The following is a 12,623-nucleotide window of genomic DNA, read 5'->3' on the forward strand; positions in this document are numbered from 1 at the left end:
ATGTAAGATGTGAATAGAGGGATAAGAGTAATTTTCTTAAGAAAAAGAGGAAAGATAATCTAATGCTCTATCGAGAAAAGTATTAGAAAGGAGCTTGGTATGGTGCAAATAAAAATAAAAAGTATGTTAGTTTTTATTTGGAATAAATTGATCGATATCAAAATTCAGAGTTTGAATCGATTAACTATCATAAAAGATCGATTCACGAAGTGCTTTTTCAAGCCCCCTAGAATTCAATCTATAGATGAAACTTTAAAAAAAATTATTCATGATAAAGCTTCCGTAGCCAGGTATGGTGATGGTGAATTTAAATTAATTCATAATCTAGATATAACATTTCAACGGGCTGATCATTTGTTATCAAAAAGATTAAAAGAAATATTGCTAAGTGAAGATGAGAAGTTCTTAGTTTGTTTACCGGATGTTTTTCAAGATTTATCAAAATATGCAGATGAACCAAAAGATTATTGGAGTCTTCATACTGCAAAATATAGATTAAAGTGGTATAAAGACTTGAAGAAGGGAAAAACTTATTATAATTCCTTTATATCGAGATTCTATTATCCTTTTCGAGATAAGTCAAAATGTAACGAATGGTTTATATTATTAAAATTAATATGGAAAGATAGGGATATAGTTTTAATAGAAGGCAGTAAGAGTAGATTAGGTATTGGAAATGATCTGTTTGACAATGCTAAATCAATTGAAAGGATTTTAGTACCAGAGGAGCACGCATTCTTACATTACAATAAAATCTTAACAGCAGCAAAAAAAAATAATAAATCTAAATTGATTCTATTAGCAATAGGGCCTACTGCTACTATTTTAGCATATGATTTGTATAAAGAGGGATATCAAGCAATTGATATAGGGCATGTGGATATTGAATACGAATGGTTTTTAAGACAAGCAAAAACTAAAATCAAAATTGAAAATAAGTACGTATGTGAAGCAGGTGCTGGACAAAATGTGGGCGATATTCAAGATGAGAAATATTTAAGCGAAATTAAAGCTGTAATAAGATAGGCATGAGGGTTTAACTTATGTAAGTAATGTAGAGGTGAAAGGATTGCATGAATTAATAAGTGTTATTGTTCCCATATATAATGTGGAAAAATGGTTAGCTAGATGTATTGAAAGTGTTTTAAAACAGCCTTTCGTCGATATTGAATTAGTTCTAGTCAATGATGGTTCAACAGATAAATGTGGTGAAATATGTGAAGAATATTTAGAAAAGGATAATAGAATTAAAGTAATCTATAAAGAAAATGGAGGAGTGAGTAGCGCAAGGAATGCAGGGATCGAGGCTGCTACAGGGAAGTATATAGTGTTTATAGATCCCGATGACGAGGTAAGCGAAAACTATTTTACTATGTTATATGGTATTGCGGAAGATAAAAAGTGTGATGCTGTAATATGCGGATACAAAACTGTTCCAAATGATAATAGTATTATTCCTAACTTCAAATTAGATACTGTTATGAACGGGAGAGATTTTGTACTGAGCTCTCCAAATGTTCATTCCAAGAATGATCTATGCTTTGCATGGAGGTATATATACAATTTAAGCATTATAAAAGAAAAAAACATCAGATTTAATGAACAAGTGTTTATTGGAGAAGATGTTATTTTTAATTTAGAGTTTTTATTGCACTCACAAAGGGTATGTGCAGTCTCAGAAGTTCTTTATTTTTATACTATTAATAATCCAAATAGCTTAATGAGGGTTCCGTATAAACCAAATTTAGAGAACAGTTTAGTTTTACAATATCAAATGAGAAGACAACTTTCACAAGAATTTGGTTTACTACACGATAAGAAATTTAAAAAAGATATGGCTAATTATTATATAAATCACATATATAGACTCTTGATTAATAATTTAAAAAGCGACCCTAATGTGGATGTTAATAATGCTTTTCGTAGAATAGTGAATTATGAAATGTTCTCAGATAGTGTAAAAGGAATTGGCTTTTCATATCGATGCAATAACTTTAAGGAGTATATATATTATTTAGCAATAAAGTTTAAAGTGTATCCTTTAATAGTTGCAGCATATAAAAGAGAAATCAGGTAATGCTCTTGGGTTGAAAGTGTTTTCATACTTTCTGAAGTGGGAGGAAAAATGAGAGTTAAAAATTCAATAATTAATATATCAGCCGGTATAGGTAGTCAAGTTATTATTACGTTACTAAGTTTTGCTTCCAGAACCATATTTATTACTTATTTAGGTGTTGAGTATCTGGGGGTAAATGGATTATTTACCAATATATTAGGAATGTTATCTTTAGCTGAAGCAGGAATAGGATCTGCTATCATATATAATCTATATAAACCAGTGGCAGAAAATAATCAGGATAGAATCAATATGCTTATGAATTTTTATAGAAAGGCATATATGGCAATAGCTTTAATAGTATTGTTACTAGGATTACTTTTGTTACCTTTTCTTGGATATATCGCTAAAGATGCAAAGGTAGACAATATTCATTTTATTTATATTATATTTTTAATTAATACAGCTTCATCTTATCTATTTTCTTATAAAACCTCATTTTTAAATGTTTGTCAAAAGGGATATATTGTTACAGGGATTTATTCTATCTCATCTATTATATCTACTTGCATTAAAATAGGAATTTTATACTTTACGCATAGTTATATTTTATATCTAATAATCGATATTATTATAACAATCAGTACCTCTGCGTTCTTGGCTATATTGGTAGATAAGATGTACCCATTTTTAAAAAATAAAGCAGCAAGCAAATTAGATAGTGAAACCAAAAGTAATATTGTTAAAAATGTAAAGGCTTTAGTGCTACATAATATAGGAGGATATATTGTCTTTGGTACTGATAACATGTTAATTGCGTCTTTTGTCAGTGTTACAGCTGTTGGATTGTATTCAAATTATTATATGTTAATTAACATTTGTAGAACCTTTATAAATCAAATATTTGATAATATTAATCATAGTGTAGGGAATTTGGTTGCAAAAGAAAGCGATGAAAAAATTTATAGCATATTTAAGATTACTATGCTTTGTAATTTTTGGATATACTCATTTTTTTCCATATTTTTATATATTATAATGCAACCCTTTATTACTTTATGGATTGGTTCGAAATTTATTATGGATATAAGTGTATTAATTATATTAATGATAAACTTTTATGTATCAGGAATGAGACGTTCTATATCTATGGTCAAAACAACATCAGGGATTTTTCATGAAGATAGGTATGCGCCCTTTTTAGAGGCTGCCGTGAATCTGGTGGCTTCTATTGTCTTGGTGCAATATATGGGCATAACAGGTGTTTTTATTGGAACACTTATAAGTACACTAGTGGTTCCATTTTGGATTGCTCCTTATTTAGTATATAAGAAAGTATTCCGTAAACCGGTTAGGGATTATTTTTTAAAATATACTTACTATGTGATGATAGGGCTAGGAGCTTGTGTTATCACAAGTTTAATATGTAGTCTTATTCCGTATAATGGATTACTAGAATTAATATTAAGAGGGATGATTTGTTTAATAATTCCAAATGCTATTTATGTATTTGTTTTTTATAAGACAGATGAATTTAAGTATTTATTTGGAGTTGTTAAAAGTATAATGGGGAACCTGAGGGTGAAAATTCAGTCAAATAAAAAGGGAACTTTTTAATTTGAAATCTACATTTCTATAATCTCGTTACTAACCCAATCCATCGGACACGATAAAGCCATTAACGAATCAACTTTACTAATTCATTAGGCACAAAATTGTAATGCTTTAAAGTAAGAGCAAGTAAATAAAAGGAAAGTATTAAGAGTCTTTTAGAAATGAAACACCACTATGTTCTGTTGAATATGGTGGTGTTCTTATTACTGAGTATTTTAATTAAATATTTTGCATGACATGTCCTTAAATAAAAAAGTAAATCAATTCGTTATTTTTCAACTATGAATGGGACTGCTTTTTATGAAGATAGAAGTTTTAGGCAGTTATGGAGTAGAGGTTAATACATAAACCAAATTAGGAGTATGATTATATATGAAAAGACTTTTTGATTTGTTTGTTTCTTTGTCATTATTGGTGTTTCTTTTACCGCCTATTATAATAGTGGCCGTTTTAGTTAGAATTAAGTTGGGTTCCCCTATCATATTTAAGCAGCAACGCCCAGGATTGCATGGTGTCCCTTTTTTTCTTTATAAGTTTAGAACTATGACTGACGAGAAGGATAGTGAGGGGAATGCGTTGCCTGATGATGTAAGGTTTACCCGTTTCGGAGGGTTTCTGAGAAAATATAGTTTAGATGAATTGCCACAGTTGTTTAATGTTATAAAAGGGGACTTAAGTTTGGTAGGTCCAAGACCATTATTGATGGAGTATTTGGAACTATACACAGAAGAGCAGGCCAAGCGACATAATGTCAGACCAGGGATTACGGGATGGGCCCAAGTAAATGGCAGAAATGCGATTTCTTGGGAGGAAAAATTTGATTTTGATGTATGGTATGCAAAAAAACGGACTTTTTGGCTTGATATGAAAATTTTGTTGTTAACGGTAAAGAAAGTATTTAAGTCAGAAGGAATCAATCAGGTTGGGCATGTAACTGTGGAAAAATTTAATGGTACAAAGAATTCTTGAGGAGGTGAGATGGATGCGAATAATTATGATTGGGGCAGGTGGTCATAGTAAAGTAATCCGAGATATTATCCTATCGTATGGAAATTATGAAATCATTGCGCAATTAGATGATGTGTATAAAGAGTTAAAAATTGAGGATGGTGTCTATTTTGGACCTATTTCTGCAGCTGTAAAGTTAATGGATGAGCATGTAGATACAAAGTTCGTGATAGCTATAGGGAATAACAGAACAAGAAAGATAATTATGGAGCGGTTAGAGATTCCCAGTCATCGCTATGCGACGCTTATACATAAACAATCTATTGTTAGTTTAAGTGCAAAGATTGGAGCTGGTACGGTTGTGATGCCAGGTGCAATTGTTAATGCAGATGTTGAAATTGGGAATCACGTTATTGTCAATTCAGGCGCTATTATTGAACATGATAATAAGGTAAATGATTTTTCACATATTTCCCCCAATGCAGTGCTTACAGGATCCGTTACTGTAGGAACAGGAGTACATATAGGAGCAGGAGTTAATGTGATTCCAAATATTACAATTGGCGATTGGTCCGTTATCGGTGCCGGAGCAACAGTGATCCGTGACATTGTAGCGAATTGTAAGGCAGTTGGTATTCCAGCTAGAGTAATAAACAAAGAATTATAGGAGAGTGTTTAAAGTGGTATACTCACAGGAAAAAACAAGAATCTATCTCTCCGCTCCACATATGAGCGGTAATGAACAAAAATATATAGGGGAAGCATTTGATATGAATTGGATTGCTCCACTTGGTCCAAATGTAGATGCGTTTGAAAGTGAACTTTCATCCCATGTTGGAGTTCTTGATGCGGCTGCAGTTAGTTCAGGAACCTCTGCTATCCATTTGGCACTTCGCTTACTGGATGTAAATGATGGAGATACGGTGTTTTGTTCAAGTCTTACTTTTATAGCGAGCGCAAATCCAATTTTATATTTAGGGGCTAAACCAGTATTTATTGATTCTGAGCTTGAAACGTGGAATATGTCGCCACAAGCTTTAGAACGTGCATTACGTGATGCAAATGAGAAAGGAATACTTCCGAAAGCTGTCATTGTTGTAAATTTATATGGACAAAGCGCTAAAATGGATGAAATTCTTTCGTTATGTAATGAATATGATATCCCAGTGATAGAAGATGCAGCAGAATCGCTCGGTTCTTCCTATAAAGGTAAAGCAAGCGGGACATTCGGAAAATTTGGTATTTATTCGTTCAACGGCAATAAAATCATTACAACTTCAGGTGGAGGCATGCTTGTTTCAAATGATGTCGAAGCATTGAGAAAAGCAAGATTTTTAGCTACTCAAGCAAGAGATCCGGCTCCACACTACCAACATAGTGAGGTTGGATATAATTATCGTATGAGTAATATTTTAGCAGGTGTAGGTAGAGCACAGCTGCAGGTCTTACAAGAGAGAGTACATGCAAGAAGACGAATATTTGATAGATATTATCAAGAATTATCTCATATTCCAGGGATACAGTTTATGCCTGAGTTAGAGGATACTTATTCAAACCGGTGGCTTACAGTTCTTACTGTAGATGAAGAAAAAACAGGAGTACCGATTCAGGCATTACTGAAACAACTGGAAAATGAAAACATTGAGGCGCGTTCTGTTTGGAAGCCTCTTCATATGCAACCTTTATTTGAAGATGTAATGTATTACCCGCATAGTGAGAGTGAGGATGTTTCTAGAAAATTATTTGAAACAGGCGTATGCCTTCCGTCTGGATCAGGTATGACAGAAAAAGATCAGACAAGAGTTATTACATGTATTAAGAATATATTGATGGTAAGTGCTGGCATGTAAAGATAAAAATAGAAACAGGTTTAATTAAGAAAGGTGTTAATGAACTAGGAGGATTTAATATCTCATTCAGTGCTGTTTTTGTGAAATCTCATTTTACTGAAAAAAATTTTCTTTGAATGAAAGTCACGGCAATCCCTATAAAGAGTGAAATAGTAAGCGTACATAATCTTATGGTAAATGCGAATGGTATTTTTTATTAGTGGTAAACGCATATTATATCATCCCCTTTGTGAAAATGGTATAAATATAAAAAGGTTATTCTCCTGTTTCGATTAAAGAAGCAGGAGAATAAAGTAATAGAGAACATAACACGTGAAAAATCAACTTTAATTAGTGGGTTAATAATAAATTATATAAAATATCATAGCACAGAAATTTTTAAAATATAAAAAGATGAAAATTCTCCTGTTTATTTGTAAGATATAACGTTTATCCTGCTATTTATGAGTATTAAGAGCACTACCTTAAGATTTTAGGGAAACTAAGAAAATAGATGGAATGTTCGTAAAATCTCGATTGATGAAATTAATAGTCGGTAGGGATGTAAAGCCTCCTACCGATTAAAGTTGTACTGTATTATTTGTTCTTACAGTTACTAAAAAAGATACATAAATATTCACTTTATTGAGTATATAGATACTTGACAATGCAATGGTGAAATGGTAATCTGAGTTTATATTCTTTATAAAGAATATAAACGTTTTATTGATATATTAAATTCAGTGATTTTTATTTATATAAAATTCAGATGGTAATATTTTGATTCGAATTAAGAAAATCACACCTTTGTTCTTTTTTGAGAAAATTAAAATGCAAGGGTTTACAATAGGATAGGTAGCCTGAAAGCTTGAATACTTCAACTGAAAAAGATTTAAGGCTATAAAATTGGGTTTTAAAATCTGTTATGCGTAAACGAGGTAGTTCGAGGAAAGGGTTTTCTAGTATATTAATAACATTTTTTTGATATATCTAGTAATTTGCTTATCCATCGGGTTTTCCCTTAATTGTCTCGTAGTGGGAGGAAAAAATGAGTGCAATAACCGGAATTTATCATTTAAATGGAGAACCGATACCGCCTGAACATAGGATTGGAATCATGAAAGATTTATCTCGTTATCCAGGTGACAATACCGATATATGGCACAAGGAAAATATTTTTTTTGGCTCCCATGCAAAATGGATAACATCTGAATCTATTAATGAACAATTACCCTACTATGATTATGAAACACAGTTGGTTATAACTGCTGATGCTATTATTGATAATCGCAATGAATTATTCGATAGATTGCAAGTAGACAAGGTACATAGAAGAGAGATGCCTGATAGTAAGTTGATTTTACTCGCTTATCAAAAGTGGGGAGAGCATGTACCAAAGTATCTAATTGGTGATTTTGCTTTTATGATTTGGGATGAGAGAAAGCAATTGCTCTTTGGTGCACGTGATTTTTCAGGAAGTCGGACTTTTTACTTTTACCGCAATCAAAATCAATTTGCTTTTTGTACTAGCATAAAACCGCTGTTTTCTTTACCGTACGTTGGGAAGGAATTGAATGAGCAATGGTTAGCTGAATATTTAGCGATACCTAATATGCTTGATACAATAGATGCATTTTCAACAGTGCATAAAAATATAGAGCAAGTCCCGCCTTCTCATACTATCTCCGTAGTTAAGGGAAGAGTTAGTATTGCGAAATACGACACGTTATTTGTAGAGGAGCAGTTGCAACTCAAATCAAATGAAGATTATGAAGAGGCGTTCAGGGACGTATTTGAAAGCGCAGTAACATCAAGGTTACGTACTCATCGTAATGTTGGTTCTCATTTAAGTGGGGGATTAGATTCAGGAGCTGTTGCTAGCTTTGCTGCGAGAGCCCTGCAAAAAGAGAACAAAAAATTATATACATTCAGCTCGGTACCTGCGGAAGGGTTTACTGATTGGACTCGTGGTCATACGATTGCTGATGAAAAGCCATTTATTCAAACTACAGTACAACATGTAGGGAATATTAAAGGGAATTATTTGAATTTTTCGGGAGAAAATTCTTTCTCAGAAATTGATGATTGGCTTGAGATTATGGAGATGCCATATAAATTTTTCGAAAATTCCGTCTGGGTGAAAGGAATTTATGAAAAAGCCCAACAACAAGGGATTGGGGTGCTCTTAAATGGAGCGAGAGGAAATTTCACAATCTCTTGGGGGCCAGCTTTAGATTATTATGCGATTTTACTTAAAAAGTTCAGCTGGTTGCAACTTTATCGTGAAATTGATTTGTACGGTAAGAACGTTGGGGTCAAAAAATCGAGAATACTGAAAGTTGTAGGGGAGAAAGCATTTCCATCGATAAAAAACATGTTTTCCTCAGAACAGCAATACGAACTGCCAACGTTAGTTAGTCCAGAACTTGCAAAACGTACTGATGTATTTAGAAAGCTTGAAGAACATGGTGTGAAAGTAACAGGGGCCTCTATCCCAAATATATACGAAATAAGGCAGAAACATTTTGAACAGCTAAACTTGTGGAATACAACGGGTACAAGTGGAACAAAGCTCTCCTTGCGTTATGGTTTACAAGGGCATGATCCAACGAATGACTTACGGGTAATTCGATTCTGTTTATCGTTACCACTCGAACAATTTGTTCAAAATGGCTTAAATCGTGCACTTGTCCGGAGGTCCACAAAAGGATTTCTTCCTGACAAAGTAAGGTTAAATCAGCGTGTACGGGGAATACAGGCAGCTGATGTGGTTCATCGCATGATTCCTTCATGGAAAATGTTTATCGAGGAACTTCAGCAGCTTAGTAAAGACCCAGTGGCCTCTAACTTTTTTAATATGGAGATTATTAAGAGCGCGATTTTGAAAATTCAAGGAGAACCACGAGTAGAATACGTGTTTGATCCAGATTTTAGAATTTTAATGCGTAGTCTTATTGTCTATCGATTTATCAAAAAATATATTTGAAAGGGGGTGAAATTATGAAACAAGAATGGCAATCACCAGTATTAGAAGTACTTGATATCAACATGACAATGGCTGGACCTGGAAAGAGACTTGTTGACCAAGTTTTTGAAGATGAGGATGAGCAAGGCGCTCTTCACCACAGCTAATGCACTAATATTTAAATGAGATTTATATGCTTTACAGCCCTTATATAGTTTAATTACGGTATAAGGGTTTTTTTTAATCAATTTTTCAACTATTTGGAGTGAGAAAGATGATACATACTGTAAAGAAAGAGATTTACAAAGCCTTCGGATTAGCCCTATTAAGTGAGATTCCCCTGCCGGAATTGCCTCAAGTAAGTAATTACGAAAATGAAGTAGACGTAAAAATAGAAACTGCAGATTTGTCCCAATTATGGGGAGAGTTATCTTCTCCGAAGTCAGTGTTTGTAGTTGAAGAAGAATTAATTATGTTTCAAATCCCCGAAACTGCTACGTTTTGTATTAAAAATGGAGAAAAAATCATTGTTTCACCTATGAAAGGGTCTGATCAAGATAAGATTCGGCTTTATATTCTTGGGACTTGTATGGGGGCATTGTTGATGCAGAGAAAAATACTCCCTCTGCATGGAAGTGTAATAGCCATCAATGGAAAGGCGTATGCTTTTGTAGGAAGATCAGGAGCTGGAAAATCAACTCTTGCATCAGCCCTTTTAAGCAAAGGCTATAAGCTTTTAAGCGATGATGTAATTGCTGTGTCTCTTTCTGAGGATAATATTCCTTTTGTTACACCATCTTACCCGCAACAAAAGTTATGGAAAGAGAGTCTTGATCAGTTTGGAATGGAGACAGCGAATTATCAGCCATTATTTGAAAGAGAAACTAAATATGCTGTCCCCGTTACAGCTAACTTTTTCGAGGAACCATTACCATTGGCAGGTGTATTCGAATTAGTGAAAGTAGAAAATGGGGATGTTGAACTTCAGCAGATTGAAGGACTGGAGAGACTACGCACATTGCTACGTCATACATATAGGAATTCATTAATCCCACGATTGGGGATGATGGAATGGCATTTTATGCATTCAACAAATATCGTAAACAAAATAGATATGTGTCAATTGAGACGTCCTATTTCAAAGTTTACGGCACATGATTTAGTATCCAAAATTCTAGAGTCTTTAAAAGAGGAGGAAAAATAATGAATAGTAAACAAACAATTTCATTACACAGTTTTGTTGTACAAGGTCAGGAAAATGTAGTGAGCGATATGGATGGGGAGAAAGTGATGATGAGCATCCATAATGGGAAATACTATAACTTAGGAGGTATAGGTGGTGAAATTTGGAGTTTAATTAATGAATTAATATCTGTCAATCAAGTGATCGATATATTATTGTCTCGATATATGATTGAAGAGGCAGAATGTAAGGAACAAGTACTCTCTTTCTTAAATCATTTGTATGCAGAAGGGTTAATCTCGGTTGATGAAAAACTTTGATTTTTAATTGAACGTTCCAGATTTAATAGATTAGGAGTAGGATCGATGAATATCATAAATAAAGCCAAAGCTTTCTTGTCGTTCGATATGGGAACAAAATTATTACTTATAGAAGCTTTCTTTTATTTAGGCTGGGCTCGTATTCTGAAAAGTATACCGTTTTCTAAAGCTGCTCCTATATTAGGAATTCATATGGCAGAAACGTCTTTAAGCTATGATGAATCGGAAAAGATTACGTTAAGGGAAATTTCTCAAGCAGTGCATATGATGAGCCGTTATACATTTTGGGAAAGCCAGTGTCTCGTTAAAGCTATCGCTGCAATGAAAATGTTGGAGAAGCGTCAAATTGAAAGTACCCTTTACTTAGGGACCGCGAAAGATGAGACGGGAAATATGATTGCCCATGCGTGGTTACGTAGCGGGCCCTTTTATATTACTGGCGTAGAAGAAATGAAGAGATTTACCGTTGTTGGTAAATTTGCAAAAAGGATAGGGTAAAAAAATCTTGAAGGAGAATGAGATGTATACCGGTTGTAATCTTGATTTGAGTCATTTACCTAAAGAACTAAAATTGTTACTTGAAATTATAAAGAAGGAAGATAAAGAGATACAAGAAATCCCGGGAGACTGGTTCATAAATATTGATTGGAACAAATTTTTGAAACTGGCGCTGCATCATCGCATGTACGCGTTCATTTACCCAAAAATGAAATCTATTGATAAACAGTTAGTTCCATCAAATGTTGTGCAAGTATTAAGTACATATTTTAAAAGGAATACATTCCATATGCTTCATTTAAGTGGAGAAATGGGAAAAGTAAGTAAATTATTTGCTGAAAACCAACTTCAACTTCTATTTTTGAAGGGCCCTATTCTTGGCGCAGACCTATATGGAGATGTTTCCCTTCGAACATCAGGGGATCTGGATGCCCTTGTTCCTATAGATGATCTTGGAAAAGTGAACGAATTACTTGTAAAGAATGGTTATGTCAAAGAGGATGATTTTCCGACGGTTATGAATGAATGGAAGTGGAGACGCCACCATACAACTTACATGCATCCGATAAGTAAGGTGAAATTAGAGATTCATTGGCGACTACACCCAGGACCGGGAAAGGAACCACACTTCGATGAGTTATGGGGGCGAAAGAGGACAAGTCCTGTCACAAATTATCCTGTCTATTTTTTAGGTAGAGAGGATTTGTTTATGTTTCTTGTGACTCATGGAACTAGGCATGGTTGGTCCAGGCTTCGATGGTTAACGGACATTGACCGTATGGTAAGGCAAGAAATAGATTGGGAAGAACTCATTGTTATGTTGGAAATATATGGATGCAAACAACTGGTAGGTCAGGCGCTTATTTTATCTTCTGAGCTTTTAGATACTCTTATAATAGCGGAAGAGGCAAAAGTATTAATGTCAGGGAGAAAGGTAACGCAATTAGCGCAGCTTGCTATATATTACTTGGAAAATATGATTAACTTGCATACAGATCCTGTCCCAGAAGAAGTTTCAAAATATCATGAGCGATATTTATATTTGTTAAAGACAAGCTCTCAAAAGCTACTGTTTCACCTTAGTTGGTTGTATCCTTATCCTCAGGATGTGGAAACTTTACCACTGCCAAAACAACTGCATGTTTTATATTTCCCTTTGCGGCCGGTTTTATGGATTTGGAGGGAAATGAGGTACCGTAAGGAGAAGTGA

Annotated in this window: 12 protein-coding genes; all 12 read left to right on the plus strand. The window is 33.9% G+C overall.

The annotated features are described in order from the left end of the window. The first annotated feature begins 99 nt into the window (after positions 1-99). A complete protein-coding gene (locus Q3V31_RS20105; RefSeq protein ID WP_090813753.1) occupies positions 100-1,026 on the plus strand; it encodes an SP_1767 family glycosyltransferase in 927 nt (308 codons plus the stop codon). A 43-nt stretch (positions 1,027-1,069) separates the two neighbouring features. Then, positions 1,070-2,077: a glycosyltransferase gene (locus Q3V31_RS20110; RefSeq protein ID WP_329766594.1), complete on the plus strand. Its 1,008-nt coding sequence runs from the start codon at positions 1,070-1,072 to the stop codon at positions 2,075-2,077. 48 nt (positions 2,078-2,125) lie between these two features. Beyond that, on the plus strand, positions 2,126-3,673 hold the full coding sequence (locus Q3V31_RS20115; RefSeq protein ID WP_098216080.1) for a lipopolysaccharide biosynthesis protein: 1,548 nt from the start codon (positions 2,126-2,128) through the stop codon (positions 3,671-3,673). 369 nt (positions 3,674-4,042) lie between these two features. Next, on the plus strand, positions 4,043-4,639 hold the full coding sequence (locus Q3V31_RS20120; RefSeq protein ID WP_090813756.1) for a sugar transferase: 597 nt from the start codon (positions 4,043-4,045) through the stop codon (positions 4,637-4,639). A 13-nt stretch (positions 4,640-4,652) separates the two neighbouring features. Continuing rightward, a complete protein-coding gene (locus tag Q3V31_RS20125; protein WP_329766595.1) occupies positions 4,653-5,285 on the plus strand; it encodes an acetyltransferase in 633 nt (210 codons plus the stop codon). Positions 5,286-5,298: 13 nt separating this feature from the next. Beyond that, positions 5,299-6,468 carry a DegT/DnrJ/EryC1/StrS family aminotransferase gene (locus Q3V31_RS20130; RefSeq protein ID WP_329766596.1) on the plus strand — a complete coding sequence of 390 codons (1,170 nt, stop codon included), beginning with the start codon at positions 5,299-5,301 and terminating at the stop codon, positions 6,466-6,468. A gap of 1,027 nt (positions 6,469-7,495) precedes the next feature. Continuing rightward, a complete protein-coding gene (locus Q3V31_RS20135; protein WP_329766597.1) occupies positions 7,496-9,433 on the plus strand; it encodes a lasso peptide isopeptide bond-forming cyclase in 1,938 nt (645 codons plus the stop codon). Positions 9,434-9,447: 14 nt separating this feature from the next. Next, the gene (locus tag Q3V31_RS20140) at positions 9,448-9,579 is read left to right on the plus strand and encodes a paeninodin family lasso peptide (RefSeq protein WP_000808480.1); all 132 of its coding nucleotides are present in this window, start codon (positions 9,448-9,450) and stop codon (positions 9,577-9,579) included. Between the two features lie 107 nt (positions 9,580-9,686). Further along, the gene (locus Q3V31_RS20145) at positions 9,687-10,616 is read left to right on the plus strand and encodes an aldolase (RefSeq protein ID WP_329766598.1); all 930 of its coding nucleotides are present in this window, start codon (positions 9,687-9,689) and stop codon (positions 10,614-10,616) included. Further along, positions 10,616-10,915, plus strand: a complete 300-nt coding sequence (locus tag Q3V31_RS20150) for a lasso peptide biosynthesis PqqD family chaperone (protein WP_016130930.1) — start codon at positions 10,616-10,618, stop codon at positions 10,913-10,915. The genes Q3V31_RS20145 and Q3V31_RS20150 overlap by 1 nt, the downstream gene beginning before the upstream one ends. Positions 10,916-10,960: 45 nt before the next feature. Further along, positions 10,961-11,413: a lasso peptide biosynthesis B2 protein gene (locus Q3V31_RS20155; protein WP_016130929.1), complete on the plus strand. Its 453-nt coding sequence runs from the start codon at positions 10,961-10,963 to the stop codon at positions 11,411-11,413. Between the two features lie 22 nt (positions 11,414-11,435). Next, entirely contained in the window at positions 11,436-12,623 is a 1,188-nt protein-coding gene (locus Q3V31_RS20160) for a nucleotidyltransferase domain-containing protein (RefSeq protein WP_329766599.1), read from the plus strand.

It is taken from the genome of Bacillus nitratireducens (assembly GCF_036320425.1).
Classification (GTDB): domain Bacteria; phylum Bacillota; class Bacilli; order Bacillales; family Bacillaceae_G; genus Bacillus_A; species Bacillus_A nitratireducens.

Bases quoted from the DNA above. Each gene is read 5' to 3' on its own strand.
- Q3V31_RS20140 (WP_000808480.1), top strand. From the start codon at position 9,448: ATGAAACAAGAATGGCAATCACCAGTATTAGAAGTACTTGATATCAAC.
- Q3V31_RS20115 (WP_098216080.1), top strand. From the start codon at position 2,126: ATGAGAGTTAAAAATTCAATAATTAATATATCAGCCGGTATAGGTAGT.
- Q3V31_RS20145 (WP_329766598.1), top strand. From the start codon at position 9,687: ATGATACATACTGTAAAGAAAGAGATTTACAAAGCCTTCGGATTAGCC.
- Q3V31_RS20160 (WP_329766599.1), top strand. From the start codon at position 11,436: ATGTATACCGGTTGTAATCTTGATTTGAGTCATTTACCTAAAGAACTA.
- Q3V31_RS20105 (WP_090813753.1), top strand. From the start codon at position 100: ATGGTGCAAATAAAAATAAAAAGTATGTTAGTTTTTATTTGGAATAAA.
- Q3V31_RS20135 (WP_329766597.1), top strand. From the start codon at position 7,496: ATGAGTGCAATAACCGGAATTTATCATTTAAATGGAGAACCGATACCG.
- Q3V31_RS20150 (WP_016130930.1), top strand. From the start codon at position 10,616: ATGAATAGTAAACAAACAATTTCATTACACAGTTTTGTTGTACAAGGT.
- Q3V31_RS20155 (WP_016130929.1), top strand. From the start codon at position 10,961: ATGAATATCATAAATAAAGCCAAAGCTTTCTTGTCGTTCGATATGGGA.
- Q3V31_RS20125 (WP_329766595.1), top strand. From the start codon at position 4,653: ATGCGAATAATTATGATTGGGGCAGGTGGTCATAGTAAAGTAATCCGA.
- Q3V31_RS20120 (WP_090813756.1), top strand. From the start codon at position 4,043: ATGAAAAGACTTTTTGATTTGTTTGTTTCTTTGTCATTATTGGTGTTT.